The 23,273-nt window shown below is 39.4% G+C and carries 17 protein-coding genes, 1 other RNA gene and 1 pseudogene; 9 read left to right on the plus strand and 10 right to left on the minus strand.

Going from position 1 to position 23,273, the window contains the following annotated elements:
- Both ACFINA_RS05985 and ACFINA_RS05990 read left to right on the plus strand, forming a co-directional pair.
- Positions 1 to 92: pseudogene (locus ACFINA_RS05985) on the plus strand (transcriptional regulator); the annotation flags it as partial.
- 380 nt (positions 93 to 472) lie between these two features.
- Positions 473 to 844, plus strand: a complete 372-nt coding sequence (locus tag ACFINA_RS05990) for a helix-turn-helix domain-containing protein (RefSeq protein ID WP_375615229.1) — start codon at positions 473 to 475, stop codon at positions 842 to 844.
- 186 nt (positions 845 to 1,030) lie between these two features.
- Here ACFINA_RS05990 and ACFINA_RS05995 read toward each other — a convergent pair whose 3' ends face one another.
- On the minus strand, positions 1,031 to 2,158 hold the full coding sequence (locus ACFINA_RS05995; RefSeq protein WP_375607034.1) for a hypothetical protein: 1,128 nt from the start codon (positions 2,156 to 2,158) through the stop codon (positions 1,031 to 1,033).
- Positions 2,159 to 3,063: 905 nt separating this feature from the next.
- The gene (gene clpB / locus ACFINA_RS06000) at positions 3,064 to 5,643 is read right to left on the minus strand and encodes an ATP-dependent chaperone ClpB (protein WP_375607035.1); all 2,580 of its coding nucleotides are present in this window, start codon (positions 5,641 to 5,643) and stop codon (positions 3,064 to 3,066) included.
- 457 nt (positions 5,644 to 6,100) lie between these two features.
- Between clpB and ACFINA_RS06005 the strand changes: the two genes are divergently transcribed.
- A complete protein-coding gene (locus ACFINA_RS06005; protein WP_375615230.1) occupies positions 6,101 to 7,132 on the plus strand; it encodes a DUF3472 domain-containing protein in 1,032 nt (343 codons plus the stop codon).
- 1,271 nt (positions 7,133 to 8,403) lie between these two features.
- Here the strand turns inward: ACFINA_RS06005 and ACFINA_RS06010 are convergent.
- The 7 genes from ACFINA_RS06010 to ACFINA_RS06040 all read right to left on the minus strand — a co-directional run bounded on the left by ACFINA_RS06010 (position 8,404) and on the right by ACFINA_RS06040 (position 13,936).
- Positions 8,404 to 8,574, minus strand: a complete 171-nt coding sequence (locus ACFINA_RS06010) for a TylF/MycF/NovP-related O-methyltransferase (protein ID WP_375607038.1) — start codon at positions 8,572 to 8,574, stop codon at positions 8,404 to 8,406.
- Between the two features lie 667 nt (positions 8,575 to 9,241).
- Entirely contained in the window at positions 9,242 to 9,454 is a 213-nt protein-coding gene (gene yacG / locus ACFINA_RS06015; RefSeq protein ID WP_375607039.1) for a DNA gyrase inhibitor YacG, read from the minus strand.
- Positions 9,455 to 9,537: 83 nt separating this feature from the next.
- Positions 9,538 to 10,260, minus strand: coding sequence for a Maf family nucleotide pyrophosphatase (locus ACFINA_RS06020; protein WP_375614711.1), 723 nt, complete (start codon positions 10,258 to 10,260; stop codon positions 9,538 to 9,540).
- Positions 10,261 to 10,479: 219 nt separating this feature from the next.
- Positions 10,480 to 10,698, minus strand: a complete 219-nt coding sequence (gene infA, locus ACFINA_RS06025) for a translation initiation factor IF-1 (protein ID WP_004857577.1) — start codon at positions 10,696 to 10,698, stop codon at positions 10,480 to 10,482.
- A gap of 1,382 nt (positions 10,699 to 12,080) precedes the next feature.
- Complete coding sequence (locus tag ACFINA_RS06030; protein ID WP_375607041.1) at positions 12,081 to 12,320, minus strand: hypothetical protein; 240 nt, start codon at positions 12,318 to 12,320, stop codon at positions 12,081 to 12,083.
- An 877-nt stretch (positions 12,321 to 13,197) separates the two neighbouring features.
- Complete coding sequence (locus ACFINA_RS06035) at positions 13,198 to 13,773, minus strand: disulfide bond formation protein B (protein ID WP_375607042.1); 576 nt, start codon at positions 13,771 to 13,773, stop codon at positions 13,198 to 13,200.
- Between the two features lie 10 nt (positions 13,774 to 13,783).
- Complete coding sequence (locus ACFINA_RS06040; RefSeq protein ID WP_273790835.1) at positions 13,784 to 13,936, minus strand: DUF5993 family protein; 153 nt, start codon at positions 13,934 to 13,936, stop codon at positions 13,784 to 13,786.
- A gap of 825 nt (positions 13,937 to 14,761) precedes the next feature.
- Here ACFINA_RS06040 and purE point away from each other — a divergent pair.
- Together purE and ACFINA_RS06050 are read left to right on the plus strand one after the other, a co-directional pair.
- Complete coding sequence (gene purE, locus ACFINA_RS06045; RefSeq protein WP_330168079.1) at positions 14,762 to 15,259, plus strand: 5-(carboxyamino)imidazole ribonucleotide mutase; 498 nt, start codon at positions 14,762 to 14,764, stop codon at positions 15,257 to 15,259.
- A 1-nt stretch (position 15,260) separates the two neighbouring features.
- Positions 15,261 to 16,439 carry a 5-(carboxyamino)imidazole ribonucleotide synthase gene (locus tag ACFINA_RS06050; protein ID WP_375615231.1) on the plus strand — a complete coding sequence of 393 codons (1,179 nt, stop codon included), beginning with the start codon at positions 15,261 to 15,263 and terminating at the stop codon, positions 16,437 to 16,439.
- Between the two features lie 445 nt (positions 16,440 to 16,884).
- On the opposite strand, the gene ACFINA_RS06055 is transcribed toward ACFINA_RS06050, so the two are convergent.
- Positions 16,885 to 17,139: a hypothetical protein gene (locus ACFINA_RS06055; protein WP_375607044.1), complete on the minus strand. Its 255-nt coding sequence runs from the start codon at positions 17,137 to 17,139 to the stop codon at positions 16,885 to 16,887.
- Between the two features lie 2,280 nt (positions 17,140 to 19,419).
- On the opposite strand from ACFINA_RS06055, the gene ykgO reads away from it, so the two are divergent.
- From ykgO to ACFINA_RS06075, 4 genes are all read left to right on the plus strand, one after another.
- Positions 19,420 to 19,545, plus strand: a complete 126-nt coding sequence (gene ykgO, locus ACFINA_RS06060) for a type B 50S ribosomal protein L36 (RefSeq protein WP_004863016.1) — start codon at positions 19,420 to 19,422, stop codon at positions 19,543 to 19,545.
- A gap of 157 nt (positions 19,546 to 19,702) precedes the next feature.
- On the plus strand, positions 19,703 to 20,488 hold the full coding sequence (locus ACFINA_RS06065; RefSeq protein WP_375615232.1) for a tetratricopeptide repeat protein: 786 nt from the start codon (positions 19,703 to 19,705) through the stop codon (positions 20,486 to 20,488).
- Positions 20,489 to 22,166: 1,678 nt separating this feature from the next.
- A non-coding RNA gene (gene ssrS, locus ACFINA_RS06070) (6S RNA) lies at positions 22,167 to 22,327 on the plus strand.
- Positions 22,328 to 22,666: 339 nt separating this feature from the next.
- A complete protein-coding gene (locus ACFINA_RS06075) occupies positions 22,667 to 23,272 on the plus strand; it encodes a 5-formyltetrahydrofolate cyclo-ligase (RefSeq protein WP_375614721.1) in 606 nt (201 codons plus the stop codon).
- The last annotated feature ends 1 nt before the right edge of the window (position 23,273 follow it).

The following is a 23,273-nucleotide window of genomic DNA, read 5'->3' on the forward strand; positions in this document are numbered from 1 at the left end:
CCTATAGCGAAAAAGAACACACTCTGTTGAGAAACTTTAGAGAGCTCCAGCCGAAAAAACAAAAAGCAATCTTGTGGTTGATTTCTGATTAGGAAAAAGCACAACGATCAACATTATTCAATAATATATCAAACAACAAAACATGCTTAAGTCACATTCAAACCAACACACCATCCCCCTGTTTTACGGCATAATAGAATAGAAAATTCTTGATTTTTCTTGCCAAGCTTCTGAAGTTACTTTATCACTTAGAGTGTAATTTTGATCGTCTACGCACCGATCAAGAGGGATTAAAGGTCCTAAATCCGAGCGTAAAAATGAACCCACTTTTTTGGATATCCCGGAATTCCGGGAGTTTTTGCTATGTCCAGGTGCTTCTCAGCACTAAAAGCAAAATGCTGATTCGAGGTCAGTGCTTTCAGGCTCCCGGAATACCAATGCGAGGGCGCTCGCAACCGGAGGGGGGCTTGAAGTGCCAACTAAAAATCCACATTTTATCGACATTTTGATAGGCAAAAGAATCCGTCACAGACGCATTTCCATGGGACTTTCTCAAAAAGAATTAGGAAGCCATTTAGGTGTCAGTTTCCAACAAATCCAAAAATACGAAAAAGGCTTCAATCGTGTAAGTGCCAAATGTTTACTGGAAATCGCTCAAAAACTAGAAGTTCCTATGAACTTTTTTTATGCAGACATTGCCACAAAAGAAAATCTTCCCACAAAAGAAACCCTCTTACACCACAATCAAGAAACCTATAGCGAAAAAGAACACACTCTGTTGAGAAACTTTAGAGAGCTCCAGCCGAAAAAACAAAAAGCAATCTTGTGGCTAATTTCTGATTAGGCAAAAGCACAACGATCAACGTTATTTGTTAATATATCAAACAACAAAACATCCTTAAATCAAATTCAGATCAAGACACCACACCCCTTCAGAGAGCAGTGTTTTAAGGCAAATAGGATAATCAGCTGCATTTTTGTTGTCACTTATAATTTTCCAATGACTTTTGAATGCCTCAATTAATCTTTTTTATAGCACTTTCACTCTTTTTAAAGCTTCTTTCTCTGCTTCTTCTTTTAACTTCATGCCATTGGCGCCTTCGTACCTTTTTATTGTTTTTTCAATCTGATCATCAGTCCCTGCTTTAAAGACAATCATTGTTTCAAACGGACGAAATAATGACGATTGCGAAATATGAAAAAAGATATTCGTGCTCAAATTGCTTGGATCAAACTCGCTATACCCTGTACTTTTTAAGTCATGGATAGATATCGCTTTTTTTGACATAGCAAGACCAATAACATCGCTATTTTTCTCACCAAAATTTTGTACTTTTAAAAGGTTATTTTTAGCGTCATAAACTGTCGACATATCCATGACTTCGTTAAGAACTTGATCATTTATGTCAAATTGAGCATCTATGCCAAAAATGAATACAAGATCACGCAAAGAACAAGCTTTTTGAAAAAAACAAGCATTGTACAAACGTGAGGGAACCCCAAGACAGTTGACTGCTCGTCGAATGATTTTTATAGCGAGCTCATATGATTTTTCATCTAAACGATGATCACGAATGTCTGGAATGTAGATTTCTTGTGTTTCTTGTAACGGTGCATTTTCACTATTTAATGCACTATCAATAAGCTTTTCTAACCAATTGTAATTCTCAATATTATCCTGCTCTCGGACAGACGATCTGATCTCTTTTAAAAGATTGTCCAGCCCATACTCTTCTCTAAAAGCATGCTCTATTCGATCACACGTCATTAGAAATGTATAGTGATCTTCTCGTTTGTCCGGTATAGATGATGCTTCAATTTCTGGATCATTCACTTTAAATTGATCAACGCTTTCTCCACTTTTAACAGATATCGAATGCTCACCTCTAATAGTATCAAAAACTCTCGCCCCTTGCTCCTCCCTAAAAGAAAAGCCTTGTTCAAGAAACAACTTTAATGGATTGGAATCATCCGATGTTAACGACACATCTTGTATTAAAGAGTCCAAAATTTTCTTTTGAAGCTCAGCATCACTTATTAACGAATCTTTCCTATCCTCATAGAAATCCTTTAAGCTTTCTGGAATACGCCGATTATAACTCTTAACATCCTCTGCAAACCAGCTGTTAATTATTTCCTTGTTTGTGGCTAATTTCATAAGATTATGCCCCCCATTTAAATTTTACCCCGCTTAAATTTCAAATGATCCTTTTTATCAATAAATTCCAATACAGTTTTTATTAAAATCCTTGAAAAAAGTTCATTATCTTTTTATTTTACTTAATATTTACCATATTATAGTTTATTGGTAAATGTTAAGTAAAATCAATTAAGATATAGATGGTATTTTTAATATACACCTTCCACTTAAACTTGCCTTTGTAACACGAATAGCAAAAATTTTAACCAAAACAAGTTAGAGGTCTTGTTTTTCAAGTCTTTATCTTGATTAAAAAACTGCAAAATAGCAAACTTGATTGTGCAGATAATCATGCTTCATCATCTATTAGCCACCGACAAGAGTGCAATCAATCAAACAGTTTAAAAAAACTTTTAGCAAAATTTTAAAGCAGAAAAACGCACATCACCGAAAAAATGAGAGAGCAGCGCGTTTTACGCATCCTCCACCTTTTGCTTAAACAGCAAAACTCCAATCCATCGTCAAAATATCTTCGTCTAAAATTCCCATGCCACAGATCAGCCCCCTCAAAAAGCAATGTTTTACGGCGGATAAACGGCATTTCTCTTTAACGCTTCTACACACAAAGCAATAAAGCAACAAAGCAATAAAGCAACAAAGCAACAAAGCAACAAAGCAATCCTGCTTGTGACTTCACTTATAACATTGCAAGAAAATAGTTTTCACGACAAACAGAAGGAAAAGAATCCTACGATATTCGAGAACGCTCATTTAATATGCAAAAACACCGGCTACTCCCTTTGCTTTGCAATAAAACACCGCTGTCTCACAGTGAATTTTTCTAAATCAGCACGCCTCAAAGCGCGGTGTTTTATTGCACAATAAGATTATCACCGCCCTTTATACCATGAATTTCTCCAAACTTAATCTTCAGGCAAAAATTCCAACCGATCTCCTTGTTTTGTAATTTTCACCGTTGTCTCGTCGTGAATTTCTCCAAACAAGATTTTCTCTGCGAGAGGGTCTTGAATTTCTTTTTGAATAATCCGTTTAAGCGGACGAGCACCATAGAGCGGATCATAGCCCTTATCGGCAAGAAATTTTCTCACCTCTGGCTCGATTTGCAAAGTTATTTTGCGTTCATTGAGTAGATTTTGCAAATGTTCTATCTGAATATCGACGATAGCTTCCATATCTTGACGTTGCAGCCTTTGAAAGAGAATAATCTCATCAATACGGTTTAAAAATTCAGGACGGAAAGCGGCTTTGACGACATTCATAACATCATTTTTTGCCTGATCTGTTGCTTGCCCTTCAGGCAAAGCAGTTAAAAACTCAGCACCAAGATTAGAAGTCATAATCAGCAAGGTATTTCGAAAGTCAACGGTACGTCCTTGACTATCCGTCAAGCGTCCCTCATCCAACACTTGCAACAAGAGATTAAAAATATCAGGGTGTGCTTTTTCAATTTCGTCAAACAGAATGACCTGGTAAGGTCTTCTACGTACAGCCTCCGTCAGCACGCCCCCTTCTTCATATCCAACATATCCAGGAGGTGCCCCAATCAGCCGCGCCCCAGCATGCTTTTCCATATATTCCGACATATCAATACGCAACATGGCATTTGGGTCTTGAAAGAGAAAAGCGGCCAGAGCTTTGGTTAACTCGGTTTTTCCCACCCCCGTAGGTCCCAAGAACATGAAAGACCCCAGCGGACGGTTAGGATCTTGCAGCCCCGCACGCGCACGCCGTACAGCACGAGAAACAGCTTGAACAGCCTCTCCCTGCCCAATCACACGTTTGCTAATTTCATCTTCCATCCGCAACAGCGCCTCCCGTTCTGCCTCCAGCATTCGATCAACAGGAATACCGGTCCAGCGCGAAACAATCCGCGCCACATGTTCAGCCGTCACCGTTTCTTCAACGAGATGATTTTGTTGGTCATCATTTTCCGCGATACTCAATTGTTTTTCGAGTTCAGGAATGACACTATAAGCCAGTTCTCCAGCGCGTTGGAATTGTCCATCACGCTGTGCAATAGCCAAAGCATTACGGGCTTCTTCGAGTTGTTTTTTCAAATCAGCAGCATGCCCTAATTTTTGTTTCTCAGCCTGCCAAGCACTTGTCATCTCAGCGGACTGTTGTTCCAATGTTTTCAGTTCCTCCTGCACATTTTTCAACCGTTCTTTTGCTGTTGGCTCGACATCTGTTTTCAAAGCTTCCCGTTCGATCTTCAACTGTAAAATACGCCGATCAACAGCATCGAGTTCTTCCGGCTTTGAATCGACCTGCATACGCAAACGTGCCGCCGCTTCATCGATAAGATCAATAGCTTTATCCGGCAAGAAGCGATCCGTAATATAGCGGTTAGACAAACGCGCGGCCGCAATTAAAGCACTATCAGCCAAGCGCACTTTGTGATGTTGTTCATATTTTTCCTTAATACCGCGCAAGATAGAAATAGTATCTTCCAAAGAGGGTTCAGGTACAAAGACAGGCTGGAAGCGGCGTGCCAAAGCAGCATCTTTTTCGACATATTTTCGATATTCATCGAGCGTAGTAGCACCCACACAATGGAGTTCTCCGCGTGCAAGAGCAGGCTTTAACAAGTTAGACGCATCCATAGGACCATCAGATTTTCCTGCTCCAACAAGATTGTGCAATTCATCAATAAAGAGGATAATTTGTCCATTTTCGGCTTGCACCTCTGCCAGCACTGCTTTGAGACGTTCTTCGAATTCTCCACGATATTTTGCACCAGCGATAAGCGCTCCCATATCGAGCGCATAGAGTTGTTTATCCCGCAAAGTTTCAGGGACATCGCCATTGATAATGCGCAGAGCTAACCCTTCCACAATAGCTGTTTTCCCCACCCCAGGCTCACCAATCAACACGGGATTATTTTTCGTCCGCCGTGAGAGCACCTGAATAGTGCGTCGAATTTCTTCTTCTCGTCCAATAACAGGGTCGAGTTTTCCTTCGCGTGCATCTTTTGTGAGATCCCGGGCATATTTTTGCAAGGCATCATATTGTCCTTCGGCATGGGGGCTTGTTGCTGTTTTTCCTTTCCGCAGCGCATTAATTGCCCGATTAAGCGCTTGCGGGGTCAATCCTCCACTTGTTAAAATATCGGCTGTTTTTGCGGTCTTTTCCATGATCAGCGCTTGCAACATGCGCTCCACGGTCACAAACTGATCACCGGCTTTTTTCGCAATATCCTCAGCCAGCGCGAAAACTTTTGCCAATGGCTGTGAAAGATAGAGCTGTCCATTTCCCCCTTGCACTTTAGGCAAAGCATCAAGTGCTTCTTTTAGCGCCTTTTGAATAAGAGTAAGATCACCACCAGCGTTTTGGATAAGCGATGCAGCCAATCCTTGAGAATCGTCTAACAACACTTTCAGGAAATGCTCCGGCATAAACTGCTGATGATCAGAAGCAAGAGCGCTATTTTGTGCTGATTGTAAAAAACCCTGTACGCGTTCGCTATATTTTTCCAAGTTCATTTTTTTTCCTTAAACCTCAAGCCATCACCACACTTTAACCTCTCCAATATTCCACAAAAGAAACATCCAGAAAGGATTATCCAGCCTCTAAAAAACACCGCGGAAAAAGCAGCATGAAGAAGAACCGTAGTGCTAAAAAGAATATGGGTTTCTACAAGCCTCATAGCAAGAGGGAGAAAAAAAATACGCTATCATTTTAAATAAAAACCGCAACTTTTCTTATACCCCACATCATCACTCCCCTTTTTAAACTCTCACCCACAAACTCCACCATTAAAACTTAAATTTGAACAGCAAAAAAGGAGCATGCAAAAACATTTCAAACAAAGCAGTCTTTACAGTATATAGTTTAGAGTAAACATTAAAGTATTTCTATATTTTTACTTAACAAATCATTGAATATATGTTTTAATACTTATAAACTTACATTCTTTTTATTAAGATAGAGGATTTGAGTATGTACCATACTGTAAAAAAGGTTATTTTAATACTTTTATTCCTTCTGATAAGTAAACCAAGCTATGCCATCTTTGCCGGCAAAGTTATTACAATAGAGCATGAATGGCCTGAGAATGCATTATTTGATCTATTTGTTTTCACCCAGCAAGTAAACTACGATGGTGGGCCTAACTCCATCTATTTCTGGGGAAATAAATTTGAATTCCAAAACGGAAAAAGTGGACAAATTGGTTTTTTCAACAGGAGCGGCCGTACCATTCATTTTTCTATCTGGAATGCAACGGGATGGAAGGGTAATACATGTAAGCATTTTACTCAGGAAGGTTCAGGAGTACGATGTGAAATCAAGTTTCCATGGGAAATGGGACGCAGATATCGATTATATGTTGAAAAAAATGAGAATCTAGTTACAGCGAAAGTAGTCGATTTTACAACGGGTAAAAAAGTGAATATTGGGACCATAGAAGTACCAAATACATTTGGCAAACTCCGTAAATCTTCAAGTTTTGTTGAAGACCATTCTCGTTGGAAGAGACATCTTTCCTCCTGTTATGATTTAAGTCCGCAAAGTTCGATTTTTTTTGATCCTAATGGCTTAAAACAAAACAAGCTATACGAAGGGACTCTGAAAGTTTCTAATCAAGGAAAGTGTCGAGATTCTGACCTCATCCAAACATCATGTACGTTCACTTTTTGTATGACAAGTATAAGCGACTTTGGAGGTTTAGCCTCGCCTACAGCTAAACCAGAAGTCCCCATTTCCAATGGGAAAGATCTGTCTGCAGAAACAATTTCTAACATCTTGAAACAAAAAGAGCTTGTCGTTATTCGTTCAAAAGATCGTTCTTGGGCACCCAATATCTCTTTTCCATCTCCTGCTTCATTTAAGTGGAAATCAATCTTTATAGATCATCTAGCGGCTTCTAGTTCTACGCTTCACACCACTCACGGCACACAAAAGATAACCACAGGCCAAAAGATTATGTATATGTCTGATGGAAAAACTTGGAAAATTATGAAAAAAAACTAACTTTTTTCTTCTTGATAAGCCCCTCACTCCCCTTTAAAAATAAATGGGGGTGAGGAAGTTTTTTTCATTTCCCCACCACGGCTCCCTTTCCCAGTTATTTTTTCGAGCCCTGCTCTCATCCCATCGTCCCCTTTAGCTCACCTCATCACCATACTTTCAGGGCATTTTCTTCACCTTCACCTTCTCTCAAACCCCCACACCCTTTCCTCTCTATCTCCTCACCTCCCTCTTCTATCACCCTCACACCATCCTTTACCGCAATCCTTTACACCACCCCGCCTCTTATCCACGCCCTCCCTTTGTCCATAGGCACTCTCTCCATTCCACGCCCCCCTTTTTCTTTCCCGTCACACACTTACAACTTACAGCACTCTTCATTCCAGCTTCCCTCCTCAATTCACAGTCTCTTCACCCCCCCATTTATTTCACCCCATCCATGCCAGACAAAAGCCCAACGTAACCCCAAAACACGCACAATGCATAAATCCATAAATCCTCCACTTCACTTTTACAGATTCACATTTTTACGCTTTTACACATTCACAGAAAACAGCCAACGAAAGATTCACCACCCCACACCGCTCGATAAACACTGGTCCGTAAACAATCCAGCTTCTTATCCAGGGAAGGACTACTGATCACTTCATATAATTATCACCACCCCTCAAAAGAGGCGTTATCAAACAAGACAAATAAGCCCTTCCTCCCAATATTCTCCACATACTCTTCTCCAGAAAATGCACTTAACACCCCTTTTCATCCCAGCTTCCCCGCTCCATTCACAAATGCATCCCCCTAGTTCTCTCACCACATTCCACGCCATGATAAAAGCATACACACAGTACAAATCCTCCGCATTATTTTACGGATATACGTTTTCACGCTTTTACATATTCACAGAAATCAGACAAATAAAATTTCCACATCACCACCCCGCACCGCTTTGTAAACACTGCTCTGAAAATGAATCCAGCTTTTTGCCTAGTCCCCTTACAGTCTTCAGACTACCCTCCTCAAACGACAGCACTTCATCAGGCTCAACAAATCAAAGCCCTATCATGAATATTCAAGCTCTTCACTCCCCCTTCAAATAGCGCCGTTTTACGGTATAACAGAATAGAAAATTTTTCATTTTTCTTGCCAATCTTCTGAAATTACTTTATCACTTAAAGTGTAATTTTGGTCGTCTACGCAGCGATCAAGCTCTTTGCACCAAAACACGTGCCCCTCTTTTTTCCTTAGCAATACTGATTGGACTATCAATTTTTCCCTCACACCCTAAAGGCACCAACAACCTTCCTGCAACAAAGCAATTTATAATTATCAATGATAACAAAACCACCAATGGTAAGTCTTGGATATATATGTATTAAAACATCCATCGTTGACTGATCCCAATCTGCGTCTATATCAATGACGCTAAACCGGCAACCAGAAAGCAACTAAGGTAAAGGCTCTGTAGACCATCTTTTGAGAAACATCACATTTTCTTCAGCCATTCACAACGCCGAAAATTTTCTTGTACGTCATCAAACGGCGCCGAGCAATTGAGGTTATACGATAGAAAAGCTAAAATCAATTATTACAAATATCATTCTTTCAAGTAACTGACGAAGATTTTTTTACTTCTATGATTTTCAGGATAATTGTCTCAAAAAAGGTATTTATTACAGATCCAATTTGAACAAGTGATAATTTTTATTTAATATGACTGACAATTTACTGTTTTTTGTTGGTATTTATGAAGAGCTAAAAAGAAAATATTTAAAACTACATTTAACGCCAATGCCTTCAAATGCCTAAATGTCTTCTACTCAAAACAGCCAATCTTCTCGTATCCCCTCAGCAGCAAAACAACCAGACTAAGCATTATCTCCTCAGCCGCTCCCTATTTCTCACCACTCAATCTTTTCCCCAATTCTCTAAACAAAAAGGCTCAGATATTTCTTTAACCTCATCCCTCCTCTTCTCAAACTCAAGCTTCTCTCCAACGCCACACGCAAAATATCTCACTCAGACCTCCCCGCTAGAACAAACAACGCCCATCCCTTCAGCTTTCACACAAAAACGTTTTCTAAGCATTTGCTTCTCAAAAGACATGCCTCTTCTTTACTCTTCTTCATCACTTACTTGTGGTGGGGGTGGTAAGATATAAGCACCTGAAAGCCAACGATTAAGATCAATAGCTCGACAGCGTGTGGAACAAAAAGGATAAGAAGATTTTTGTGACATCTGACCACAAATAGGACAAGGATGTGGTGGGCGATGAGAGGTTTCTTTTTGTAAATTAGGCTCTTTTTGTTTTTGGGACACCTTTGTCATTGGCTCCTTCATTAATTTTGCTTCTATTTGTTTTCATATTTTCTTTTTGTTGTTTTTTACCTTGCATTAGCTCTACGGACCAATCAATCTCTCTCATGCGTTTGTTCAGCCCAGTGAGTGAAAAGTGGATAGTGATAAGCGGTCAAGAGATCGGTTGTTTCAGCCAAAGGCAATCCCACAACATTAGAATAAGAACCCGTGATATGAACAACAAAAGCCCCTGCTTTTCCTTGAATAGCGTAGCCCCCCGCTTTCCCTTGCCATTCTCCTGAAGCAAGGTAAGCCTTCATCATGGCAGAGGTTAAGCGTCTAAAACGAACACGACTTTCAACCAATTTTACGGTTATTTTTCCACGTTCATTGAGCGCACAAATGGCACCATAGACCTTATGCGCCCGTCCAGAAAGGAATCGTAAACATTCATAAGCCTCATCCTCGCTTTCTGGTTTGGGGAGAATGGTCCGGCCAACAGCCACCACCGTATCAGCCGCCAAGATAATCATTTTCTGCGCAGACAATTTTTGGGGAACATTCTGCAACTCGTCTTGACCATTCTGACTGTACCAGCGCAAAATTTTTTGGGCTTTCAGCGCTTTTTCTTTTGCCAAACGTTTGGCAAGGTTTGCAGGATGTTCTTTTAATTTTGGCGTTTCATCAATATCGCTTGCATAAACCTGCTGGGGATCAATCCCTATTTGTGCCAAGAGCGCCAAACGCCGTGGCGAAGCGGAGGCAAGCACCAAATAAATTTCTTCTGTAAGAGTATCTGCCAAACGTTTTTTCCCCCACTCTCTTATATTGCTCATTTCCACCCCTTCACAATCGACTTCCCTCTTCACCCCCTTTAGCGCCCCCTTTTAAGCGCTATTGATCTCCTTATCCTTTTTCCGCAACGATTTTACAGTTTTTCAAGGCTCTTCAAACACTCCCCTTTTTTCACTCATGAAAAGCAAACTAAAAAACTGTTAAAAAATAATAGAAATAATATGATAGCTTTTAGAAAAAAGTGCAAGCCACCCACGATGCTACTTATAGCGATATGTAATACGCCCTTTTGTCAAATCATAAGGTGTCATTTCCACCATGATTTTATCACCGGCCAACACCCGTATACGATTTTTCCGCATTCTACCAGCGGTATGAGCAATAATTTCATGGTCATTTTCCAGTTTCACACGAAACATCGCGTTAGGTAAGAGTTCAGTAACGATACCAGAAAATTCTAAAACTTCTTCTTTTGACATAAACAAACATTTCCTTTACAGTGCACATATTTTGTTAAGCTGCGCGTTATTTCCAGCGTTCATATCCTATTTTCTTAAGTTTGTGAATAAAAATTCCACAAAAAGGGAAAGGTTTTTCAAGTTTACTCTTCCATACTCTCAAAAAAACGGCCCCCCCACCCCTTAAGAATCAAAACTTTTTTCCACCAGTTTTACCCGCTAATTTCCTTCAGTTTTTATGATGATTTTGGTTTCAGTATGACAAGAAATTATGCTAATTTTTTCCCCTAAAGCATTTTCCCAACACCTCTGACTAATCCCTCCAAAACTTACTCACAATCATCCTCTCTCCAACTTTTCCTCACCTTCCACACTTTAAACATGCGCCCTTCAGATAAACACCACTCCCCCACGCCAGAAGCCCCTCCTTTTCTCAAAAACCTTCTCCATTCTTCACACACCATTCACAACATGCTTCACTGCCCCACACTTCATACTCTATGCATTTCCCATACAGCCTTCCCCATTTTCCCTCTCTTCACACACTTCCTCTAAGCCACTCCTTCCATTTATGTTGCTCTTCCTACCTTCGAAAACACAATCCCTATACATTGCGTATCATTAACCACAACGCCTCTAACGACATAAAGCCTTTTCCTTTTTTACGCATTTCCGTTTTTACGCTTCTCCACATTTACAGAAAGCAGCCAAACGAAACTTTCAAATTCCCCTCGCACCACTTTGTAAACATAGGTTTGTCAACAATACAGCTTCTTACTCTAGCGAATTCCCCTGCTGATTTCAGATCACGACACCACAAAGGATAATGTTGCATCAAACGCGACAGATACGTCCTATTTTAAAATATTCTTGCCCCTCCTTCACCACCCTAAAGTAAGATCACGCAAAGCATCGGTCAATCTCACTTCAAAAACAACTTTCCCCACACCCTCTCTCCTCTCTCGTCAACGCACCCACCTCTTCATCCAAACTTCTCCCCCCTTCATAAAACTCTTCATCCCCACACCGCAATCTTCTCTCCACATTCCATGCCATGATAAAATCATACACCCCACATAAAATCCCAGCTTCCTTTTTTACACATTTCTGTTTTTACGCTTTTACATATTTACAGAAAACAGAAAATCTGTAAAAAATGCATTACACAATAACGTTTTCAACAACTGTCATTAAAAACTCGCCTCCCTTTTCATCTAAATCCCCCTATTTTCACTTAAATCATAGATATAAACCGCCCTATTATTGTATTGAGCAGCATAAAATTTTTCGAAAAATTCTAACGATCAAAAAGGGTCATAAGAAGCATTTTACGACTTTTAAAAGAATTTTTATTTACACCCAGTGCTTTTTTGTAACGTAGAAGAGCACATTTAATTAATTGACTATAAGAAAGTTTGAAATGAGAGAAGCTCTTCGTTTTTCTCATTCAACATCCGCAACAATAACTTATCCTTATAAGTCAATATTTTTTCGTAATACAAAACGTGCCAAAAGGAATATACTTGTGTTGCATATTCACGCGCTTGTTTTAAAGAAAGATCTCTCAACGCTCCATCACACCCATTTTGCAAAACGCTACCCGTAAAGGAATGGTAAGCTCCCATGAAGGATATAAAATCCATTCAGCCCCCCCTATCTTTACGCTTATGGAAAAACAAGTTTACGCTTATAGAAGAACAAGCCGGCATCATCACAAAAACTCTGCCAGCTCCCAATGTTGCAGACAGCCTTCGGTTCAAGAGACACTTCATTAAAGGCATGCCTTTCTTGTACAGTTTTGACCCACATGGCCCACTCACTTATGATATACAAGCAAGTAATTTTAATTGATTCAATATAAGAGAACTGGTGATGAGCAACTTTATTATATTCAGCAACGCGCTTCACTTTAAAAGGGTTATTTATCATTATAAATCAATATATTAATAAATAAGAGAGTCATCATCAAGCCGCTTACCTTTTTCTAAAAAAAAGCTTCACACTGAGAGAAAACATCTAAACGTTAGATAAAAAAAAAGGTTTGCCTCTAATAAACAAACCTCTACAGAAAATTATTCACATAACTTTCAAAATTTTAAATTAATCCCTCTAGAAGCAATAAAAACGCTTTAGAAGCACCAAAATGAATACAAAACTTTATTTAACACAATGTTAAGAAAAATCAAGAACAAAAATTTTTTATCGTTAATGCACCTTTAAAAACGAGGCTTCTTAACCCACGCAGCTCAACAATCTGGGGCTTTTCTACAAACTCCTCCAAGCCAATCAATCCCTTCATCTCTCTCAAAAGACAGCATAAAAGGTTCACAGTACAAGTCTTCGCTAAAAAAATATCAATCGCTATCGCTCATAAAAGCCAGCATTGGTATAAAAGATCAGATTATCGAACAATTTTTCTGAAATGTCTTCCAAATAAATAAAAAAGAAGCGGTTTCTTAAATATTTCCGCCTCTTTTAACAATAAAAATTATAATGAGGGATTATTAAAAAAATTCAAGACTATGAAGGGAACCAATTTGATAACAATTCATACCTTACAGGATCATCGGCACACTGTCCACCACCACATTCCAGTATGGTAGAAATCAAATTTGCCGCAATCAAAAATACAAATAAGAAACTTGCCGCTTTACTCAAGACTGGAAAAGGAGAAAATTCTTTGAACTTGTGTGCCAATTCGCCTAAAATCATGACAAATGAGACAGCAAAGATACAAAGGACAGAAATAATGAAAGCCCAAGTATAAAAATGCAATCCAAAGAACGTTGAACCATATCCTAAATCATCAGGTGTGATATGCAAAAACACTTGGCGTGCTGCCACAGCACTGGTTACCATACAACCGAGAATAACCATACCATAATGGGTATTTTTCACCTTATGGTGAATATTGAGCAAGAACCCACAACCTGCCAGCATCAATCCAACGCGCTGCAGCAAACAAAGGGGACAAGGTAACTCAAACTTTACCAATTGATAATAAAAAGCCACCACCAAGACAACGGATAATCCAAAGAGTCCTAGCGTATTCATAAAGATAACGAAGTGAGGATTTTTTTGTTCAACATGTTCCATGGCTATTCTCTCAAAAAGATAAATTTAAAGTGGAAGTTGCGTGATGATTGAAAGTGAGAAGAATGACAACGAATAAAATTGCCCACAAAGCATAACTTATATTTTTTTTACCACACATAGTCGTTACTGCAGTACCTAAAGCGATTAAAAATGGAAGAAACATAGCTTTTAAATCTCCTTTACATCCGTTGTTTAACTCTTATTTATTTCAGCGTTCACCATATTACAAAATTGGGCAAAAAAGAGACCATGGATTTATTATTCACAATTCGTCACTCGCGATTGATATTACCATTATATTTAAGTGAAAAAACAAAGAACGATATAATCGCTCAGAAGCACATCTCAACAAAAGCGTTAAAAGCACAAAAGCGTTGATTATTCGCTTCCCCTTATATCGGCCATTGTTAAAGATATATCGACAATTATAAAGATTATATCCCCTATAAAGATTATATCCCCCACTCACAAAAGAATCACTTGAACAACAAAATAAATAGGCTTTGAAATCGAGAGATATACATCTCTTTTTTTCTCATAAGAATATCCTCATTTTGCAACACATTTTTGACATAAAAATCTCTTTTCTCATAAGTAATGTTTCAAATTGCAACAGATTTTATATCATATGGTGATCTTGTTTATTTTAGCAAATAAAAAATAAGACATTTTTTTAAAAAACTTATAATCAATGGCTTTTCCTCAATGCATTTTTCCCTCTTATCTTAAATAAAAGACAATGCCGCAAGCTCAACAGCCTCATGGGTCCCACACCACCCCGTTGCATTCCCCTCCCCCCTCACAAGAAGTGCTTCATGCCTTCAATACTTTATTTTTTCATCTCTCGAGATCCCCTTTAAATTTTTAGCTTTCCACCTTATTTGAAAAATAACTGTTTCTCTGTCATCAATTGGCTTTGCAAAAAGAATATAAAACTTTAAAAAAATAATGATAAAGAATCGCATTGAACCTTTGAAAAGGATAGAGAATGATGAAAAAATCATGTGATGTCGCGATTTTAATGGGGAGCCAATCGGATTGGCAAACGATGTGCCATAGTGCAGATATTTTGACGAATCTTGGTATTTCTCATAGTTCGCATATTGTCTCAGCACATCGAACTCCTGAACGCCTTTATCAATTTGCCAAAGAAGCAAAAGAAGCAGGGTTTAAAGTTTTAATTGCCGGTGCAGGGGGTGCAGCGCATCTTCCAGGTATGTTAGCAGCCCTTACTCCTCTTCCTGTTTTTGGCGTTCCAGTGCATTCTCACTCTCTTTCTGGTCAAGATTCTTTGCTTTCAATCGTGCAAATGCCAGCAGGGATACCCGTTGGCACATTAGCAATTGGCAAAGCAGGCGCAATTAATGCAGCACTTTTAGCCGCGGCCGTTATGGCCGTTTATGACCATGATCTCGCCCAACGATTACAAGATTGGCGTCAACAACAAACAGCCAATGTCGCCCAAACGCCTGTAACGGAGGTTTAAAATGGCACCGTTTTCCACTCCCCCCTCAGCCAACACCACCCCCTCCAACACCACCCCCTCAACCAACACCTCCTTAGCCAACACCACTCCCTTCACCATGTTACCTCCAGGCAGCGTCATTGGTTTAATCGGGGGCGGCCAATTAGCAAGGATGCTCGCCATAGCGGCCGCAGAATTAGGATTTCGAACCGTTATTTTTTGCCCTGAAGCCAATTGCCCAGCCGCTCAAACAGCAAACAACCATATTGTTTCCTCCTATGACGATATATCAGCTTTAGATCATTTTATTTCTCAGTGTGATGTTGTCAGCTATGAATTTGAAAATCTTTCGCTTCAAACGGTTCAATATGTAGAAAAGAGTAAGCCTGTTTATCCTTCTTCCAAAGCATTAGAGATCACGCAAGATCGACTTTTTGAGAAGCAATTTTTGCGTGATCAAGGGATTGGCACCGCGTTATGGCATGCTGTTGACAATTCTTCTTCTCTTCTTTCCGCTCTTGATACCTTAGGCGGACGTGGTCTTTTAAAGACGCGTCGTTTTGGTTATGACGGAAAAAACCAGATCAAGCTTGATCACCCAGATGAACAAACCCTTGACGAAGCCTTAAGGACTTTTCAGGAACAGCCTTGTATTTTGGAAGAAATAGTTCCTTTTTTATCGGAAATTTCGGTTCTTTCGGCACGTACAAAACAAGGGGAACATATTTTTTATGATTGCCCTGAAAATCAACACAAAAATGGTATTCTTCATAAATCCTTTGTTCCATCACATATTCCACCTGAGGTGCAAAAAGCAGCACAAGAAATCAGCTTAACAGTTATGGATGCCCTCAATTATGTTGGTGTTCTTTGCATTGAATTTTTTGTCTTAACGAATGGTCATCTTTTAGTGAATGAATTAGCACCGCGTGTCCATAATTCTGGTCATTGGACACAAAAGGCATGCATAACTTCACAATTTGAACAGCATATCCGCGCTATTTGCGGACTTCCCTTAGGCAGTCCCTATCGCCACAGCGATTGCCAAATGACCAATCTTATTGGTAACAATTTTAGCACGTTAAAATATTTCCTCACACAAGAGCGCACCTCGATCCATTTATATGGCAAAAGCACTGTTCACCCCAACCGCAAAATGGGGCATATCATCCAATTACTGGGACCAGCCAACAAATCTTAAGCCCACATATATATAAATACTTTTTCACACTTTTCTCCAAAATGAACTGAAAAAACAACCTCTTCCCCACACCGATATCCAGCGGCTTCAAAAGCGCTCCCCTAACCTTTTAATTTGCCCCTGAAAGGGCGTGAAGCCCTCCTACAAGCCCTGCCTCTTTTAAAAACATCACCTCTTCCTCCTCCAAACCGCTTCATCCTACACGAACATCTCATCCGCCCTCAAAAACAAAGCTTCACTCCACACCGATATCCAAGCAGCACAACAAGCGCTCCCCCCCTTCAACTCCACCCCCTAGCTCTTCTCCCCTTCCTTTTCTCAAAAATATCCCCCCACAGCTCAAAACAATCCACCAGCCCCTAACTTCACCACCCCTCCACCTTCCACAGCATAAATATTCCCCATAACATACGCAGCCCCTTCATTTTTCTTTTAATGCCAACCTTTAAGAAATAGACTGATTTATTGCACCCCCATAGATACCAATCCCCATGATTGCGTTTTTATTGTCTCTAGCTTCTCTTCTTATGTTCATTTTTTCACAAAAGCATCGTTTTGTTTTCCATAAAATTGCTGCAAAGAGGTAAAACGTATTACTCTCCCAAAACAACTCTCGAGAATTCGGCCCAATATCGGCCAGACGATAGCCCTCTCCAGCATAGCAACTTTCTTCTTTTTCTCCTCTCTCTTTTTCCTTCAACGGATAGAAGATTTTCTTCTTTCATTAATTCCCCCAACACATTCCTCGAAAAGGTTTCCTGAACTTCTCCCCAAAGGCTTAAGTTTCTTCTTTTCAGATCAATTTTTCTTCTCTCACAAAATCCTCCCCTTTTTTAGTGCATCAATTTTTCCACCTTTTAATCCTGTTAAGACAATGAATTATAAGGCACATCATCACCGTATAATGCGCATTGATTTTATTGCATCTCGCACAATTCTTTATGAACTCCCCTTATCGTAAACGCACTTTGTTTACGCATATTCTTAACCACCCATAAGAGATTGTCTGTAACTCTCTAATCCTGCTCAGCAATGACATTCGTCCCCCCCAACAGACCAGCGCTTCATGAAGTTCTCACAATTTTTCTCAATCCAAGCTTCTTTCAAGAGCACCTAATAATTTATAAATATAAATGTTTATTTTATTATCCTGATAAAGCTAAACTATACTTTTTAATACGATCATTTTAACACTATCATTGCCTTTAAAACGCTTATTGTGGCAAAAAACACTTCATTTCTAACAATAATAAAACTTTAAATGAGGTACAGTCTGTTCTTCCCCAAAAACGTAAAGGGGGTCCATTTAGACATATGTTGTTCCTTTTTCTTTTAACTTTTCGTAAACCCATTGTTTTCGTAACGAAAATCCTGTCGATAGGCTTTTTATTAATGACAGGAATTCTTTGTCTAATATACCTCACAGGAGGAAGAGAAACACTGCCCCTATTGATCGGGATACCAATGATCATTACGTCAGCTCTCTTTGGCATTTGCAACATGTATATAAATTGGTATTATGACATACTTTTATTACGTCTATCGCCAGACAATGTGAAGCTTTCACTCTTTCAATAAACATCATCATAGACCACCCTTGGGAAGGTCAAATTTTTTCTGCAACATGGATATTAAAAAGGATTCAAACTATCCACATTCAAGAGCCAAAGTGTATTCTCAGTATACTGGCTCCCTTATTGGATAATTTGAATTCCCCATCTGCTCGACAATATCCAGCACTCCACCCACGTAGAAATAATTGGGTTGCAAAGAATCATAAACTATTGCCTTAAAAGAGAAATTTATGCATAATCTTTCACTCTAACCACACAGATTTAATCCCTCATTAAAAGTACCGAGCGCTCCGCTCCGTCCCTGATCTCCACATCAAAGATATAATTACAGGATATGATTACAGCACTAAGCTTATCCATTCCCAAACCAAATATCCTCTCACCCCTCACGTAAAATAAAAAGCCTCAAACAGAAGACACTTGTGTTGCCAATTTACGCACTTGTTTTAACACGCGCTTATTTTAAAGAAACATTTTGCCAATGCACATTGCCCCACCACTTCACAACAGCAGCCCCCGTCATAGAGCATAAAGCTCTCGATAATAGCTTAAACATTTATAGTGCACCACCCTCTTTAAACTTATGCAGCGTAAACACCAACGCCATCACACCGCTTTGCCACCCCCCAATGTTACAACACTCTTAGCATTTGAAAGCATTCATAAAAGACCGTTTTATTCCTTATCTTCAAGTATCTTTACCATAGATCAATCCCGCTTGTGATATGCAAGAAGCGAATGCTATGCTTAAAGCTACACAAATTTGCAATGAGAAAACCTTAAGACTATGCAAAACTCTTATTTTACTATGTTTTCTCTGAACAATAGAAATTTATCCTTATCAATTCATCATCTTTGTCATCATCATGCGGTTTATTTTTTAGGTTTTAAGAATAAGCCTTAAGAATATCCTCACACACGAACAAAAAACACCTCATGTTATAAATTTTACATGAACCTTACTTAACGATGATATTTTACGAAAAAACAGGATTATTTTCTCACAAATAGGAAGCTTTTACTTTTTTCCACTCTTTGTGCTTTTTGGTGTCCTTCTTTTTACGAGAAAATTTTTACCTTCAAGGCCAACCGTTAACACACTATAGGAATTTGTAAGGGATATACCCTTGACAAGAATAAGACTTCTTGTTAGATTTCTCCTACTTTTTTGCAATTTTCACTTATCGTTGTGCTAATGAAGTGTATTAATGCGTACCTTAAGAGTGCGCTTTTCTTTTTGTGATCACAGTGAAAAAGTGTATCGTGTGATGTTATGATGCAAGTACGATATCGCAATGCAATGCTCATTAAAGTGAGCAGTCTATTGGGGTTGTAATATTGTATTTTCGTGTTTTAATATTGTGTTATAGTATTGTGTTACGTAAACTATTTAAACGGTGAATATGATGAAAATTAAAAATTCGCTTAAAGCACTAAAAGAGCGCCACCGTAACAATCGTTTGGTGCGTCGTAAGGGTCGTGTTTATATTCTTAATAAAACGAATCCACGTTTTAGAGCACGTCAGGGCTAATTCTTTTAGGGATAATTTCTTTAGGATCAATGTTTTTATGCCTACTTTAATTGTAGGCTTAAAATTTTTTTTCTTGAGTTTTTTTGTTATAAGTCCGTTGATTACAAGTCTAGTATTTGATAATATTTGGTGATTTATCTTTTGGGGGCTTGTTTTTATGGATTCTTCTATTTTTTTAAAAGCCTTTCGATTTTTCCGGTTGCGTTTTTTCTGTATTTTCCAGCGCGCGTTTTTTCTTTCTTTTGTTGGCGTTTTTTGTTTTGTTCCCTCGAGCTATGGGCAAAATCCTCCTTCTCTTCCTGAAGATCGGCCTTCTCCACAATCGCTTTTACCGTTAGATGATCTTATTCCCAATTCTCCTCCCCCTTCCTCAACGCCCTCCGATTCTGATTCCTCGGCGGTTATTCTTGAAGATCTTGACAAAGAGCAGCTTTCCCATGTTGACAGAGTTAAGCAGCGCAAAGAAGCAGAAATTTCACGTTTACTCAAAGAATTGAAATATTGTGCTGATGTTGCTAAAGCGAAAAAGATCAGTCAACAACTTCAACATTTATGGTCCCAATCAGGGAGCGAGACGATCGATCTTTTGATGTCATGGGCTGAAAATGCACTCAACAGCGACGATTATGGACTTGCGCTTGATTATATTGATAATGCTCTTGCACTTTTGCCTACTCATGCTGAAGCTTGGATAAGACGCGCTTGGATTCACATTCAACTGAACGATTTCAAGCTTGCCATGCTTGATCTCAACCACGCTCTTGAACTTGAGCCGCGCAATTATAGTGCTTTTTTTGAACTTGGCGTTGTCATGGAAGCAACGGAGCGTCCCAAACTTGCTCTTAAAGCTTATAAAACAGCATTGGTTTACTATCCACAAATGCGCAGGATTCAAAAGCGCGTGCAAGCTCTGTTAGACGAACAATCACCACAAGCTCTTTGAAACCATTCAAGAACGAGACACTTTACGACATCCTTTCAAATCTAGATAAGACGCAAGCCGGCTTCACATTCCACTCAATAAACTAAAAGCCCCCTGCTTATAACCACACATCCCCCCACATAATTCACAGTGCTTTTTTTGAAACTTAGCCATTACCATGGAAGCAACAGAGCGTCCCAAACTTGGCTCTTAAGATTGATGAAACAGCATTGGATTACACTCCACAAATGCGCAGGATTCAAAAGCGCGTGCAAGCTCTGTTAGACGAACAATCACCACAAGCTCTTTGAAACCATTCAAGAACGAGACACTTTACGACATCCTTTCAAATCTAGATAAGACGCAAGCCGGCTTCACATTCCACTCAATAAACTAAAAGCCCCCTGCTTATAACCACACATCCCCCCACATAATTCACAGTGCTTTTTTTGAAACTTAGCCATTACCATGGAAGCAACAGAGCGTCCCAAACTTGGCTCTTAAGATTGATGAAACAGCATTGGATTACACTCCACAAATGTGCAGGATTCAAAAGCGCGTGCAAGCTCTGTTAGACGAACAATCACCACAAGCTCTTTGAAACCATTCAAGAACAAGACACTTTACGACATCCTTTCAAATCTAGATAAGACGCAAGCCAGCTTCACATTCCACTCAATAAACTAAAAGCCCCCTGCTTATAACCACACATCCCCCCACATAATTCACAGTGCTTTTTTTGAAACTTAGCCATTACCATGGAAGCAACAGAGCGTCCCAAACTTGGCTCTTAAGATTGATGAAACAGCATTGGATTACACTCCACAAATGCGCAGGATTCAAAAGCGCGTGCAAGCTCTGTTAGACGAACAATCACCACAAGCTCTTTGAAACCATTCAAGAACGAGACACTTTACGACATCCTTTCAAATCTAGATAAGACGCAAGCCGGCTTCACATTCCACTCAATAAACTAAAAGCCCCCTGCTTATAACCACACATCCCCCCACACACAATTCACAGTGCTTTTTTTGAATTTTGACCTTTTTTGTATTGCAAGCAGCGTCCAAACACTTCCAATATACCCCCTACAGCATTTCTTCTCATAGCAAGCAAACGCTCCACGCTTGAGTCCTCTTCACGCCGTTTCTTCTTTTCACACCTTCCATCATGGATAAAAAAATTTGTAAACACGAAGCTCAAAAAATACTTTTTGAAAAAATCTTAAAACATCGCTTAGCGCCTCTGATAAACTATCATCGTCTGTTTTTTATTTTTATGAACTTCAACCATAGCAGCACATACCGTATCGGCTCTCCTCCCCCCTCAAAGTTGATAAAATAGCCCTGAAATATGGCTTCACAAAGTAAAAACTTCAAAGGTGCAACACCAGTTCAACCAACATCCTTTTGAATAATAAATATTTCCCTTCAAAACTCCTCCAAGCATTCCTGCGAAACATAAAAATCAAGCATTGTTCCAAAAGAGCCATTGCCAATAAATCGTTCTGCGTCACTCAATCACCCACCCTCACTCATATTTTTTGCTTTTTTACTTTGAATAAGCCATCCATCATACAGCCATTTCGAGCAACCACCAGCAAGGTTCTAAAAACTCTCCTGAAAAACGTTATGAAAAAGAAGAGGGCGAGGTTATTTTATCTCTAGCAGAAGCTCTGAAATTATTTTATATTAAGGAGGGTGTTCTGCGCTTCTCGACAGGAAATAACGTATTCCTGAGACCTTAATGATCTCCAAGGGAGCTGTCCCTGATCAAGCCCGTGGGCTTTTTCATATGGCGCCCACCTATTTGTATAGGTTCCCGGGATCAGCTTTTTCCATCGGCTGTTGTGGATCACCCTTTATTTGTATTAACTTTTTTGCATAAAAATTTTTCCAGCTAAAATTGAGAGCATCTTTTTACATAAGACCAATGACGATACTCTTTTCAAGAAATAAAAATTACGATAGGCTTCATTTTATAAAACAGACAGCACTTCCAAATAATCCCCTCTATAAATCTGCTTCATCCCTTCGCACACAGCAACGCAAAAGCGGCTTATTGCACCAAGATACCCCCTAAAGAGCACACACTTTTTTCATGCTTTTTTTCATGAGCACAGCTCTTATCCATACAGAGATTTACAAAACGCCAACAATGGATAAAATACCAGCATCTTATAAAATAATTGACGAGACAATGACAAACAATCCCCTCTGTGAATCTGCTTCATCCCTTCGCACACAGCAACGCAAAAGCGGTTTATCGCGTCGTGATGCTCTTTTAACAGAAGAGCGCGCACTCTTTTCGCAGCGTGCTTGTTGCCACTTTATTGAATACCTCGAAAAGAAGGGAACCGATTTTTCACGCCTCATTTTAGCAGGCTATTGGCCCATTAAATCGGAAATTGATCCGCGTCCTTTACTGGATGCTGTAGCGTTACGCGGTGGGCATTTAGCCTTACCAGCAGTTCTTAATTCCACCACCATGATTTTCCGTACATTTTCGCCCAGCACGATTTTAGAGCCCATGCGTTTTGGCACCTTTGGTCCCAGTGCAGACAATGACGTTGTTGCCCCCAATAATATTATTGTTCCGCTTTCTGCGTTTGATCGTCAATGTCACCGTCTTGGCTATGGAGGAGGATATTATGACCGTGCTGTTGAAGCTCTTGAAAAACAAGGGCATCAAATGATATTATGGGGCATAGGGTTTTCATGTCAGGAGGTTTCCTCTATTCCCGCAGCAGAACATGATCTACAGGTACAAGGAATTTTTACAGAAAAAGGTTTCTTAAAATGTTAAA

It is taken from the genome of Bartonella sp. AC10YNML (genome assembly GCF_042196825.1).
Lineage (GTDB): Bacteria > Pseudomonadota > Alphaproteobacteria > Rhizobiales > Rhizobiaceae > Bartonella.

Excerpts from the sequence above, each read along its gene's own strand:
- ACFINA_RS05995 (WP_375607034.1), bottom strand. The coding sequence starts at position 2,158 with ATGAAATTAGCCACAAACAAGGAAATAATTAACAGCTGGTTTGCAGAG.
- clpB (WP_375607035.1), bottom strand. The coding sequence starts at position 5,643 with ATGAACTTGGAAAAATATAGCGAACGCGTACAGGGTTTTTTACAATCA.
- ACFINA_RS06005 (WP_375615230.1), top strand. The coding sequence starts at position 6,101 with ATGTACCATACTGTAAAAAAGGTTATTTTAATACTTTTATTCCTTCTG.
- yacG (WP_375607039.1), bottom strand. The coding sequence starts at position 9,454 with ATGACAAAGGTGTCCCAAAAACAAAAAGAGCCTAATTTACAAAAAGAA.
- ACFINA_RS06020 (WP_375614711.1), bottom strand. The coding sequence starts at position 10,260 with ATGAGCAATATAAGAGAGTGGGGGAAAAAACGTTTGGCAGATACTCTT.
- infA (WP_004857577.1), bottom strand. The coding sequence starts at position 10,698 with ATGTCAAAAGAAGAAGTTTTAGAATTTTCTGGTATCGTTACTGAACTC.
- ACFINA_RS06030 (WP_375607041.1), bottom strand. The coding sequence starts at position 12,320 with ATGGATTTTATATCCTTCATGGGAGCTTACCATTCCTTTACGGGTAGC.
- ACFINA_RS06035 (WP_375607042.1), bottom strand. The coding sequence starts at position 13,773 with ATGGAACATGTTGAACAAAAAAATCCTCACTTCGTTATCTTTATGAAT.
- ACFINA_RS06040 (WP_273790835.1), bottom strand. The coding sequence starts at position 13,936 with ATGTTTCTTCCATTTTTAATCGCTTTAGGTACTGCAGTAACGACTATG.
- purE (WP_330168079.1), top strand. The coding sequence starts at position 14,762 with ATGATGAAAAAATCATGTGATGTCGCGATTTTAATGGGGAGCCAATCG.
- ACFINA_RS06050 (WP_375615231.1), top strand. The coding sequence starts at position 15,261 with ATGGCACCGTTTTCCACTCCCCCCTCAGCCAACACCACCCCCTCCAAC.
- ykgO (WP_004863016.1), top strand. The coding sequence starts at position 19,420 with ATGAAAATTAAAAATTCGCTTAAAGCACTAAAAGAGCGCCACCGTAAC.
- ACFINA_RS06065 (WP_375615232.1), top strand. The coding sequence starts at position 19,703 with ATGGATTCTTCTATTTTTTTAAAAGCCTTTCGATTTTTCCGGTTGCGT.
- ACFINA_RS06075 (WP_375614721.1), top strand. The coding sequence starts at position 22,667 with ATGACAAACAATCCCCTCTGTGAATCTGCTTCATCCCTTCGCACACAG.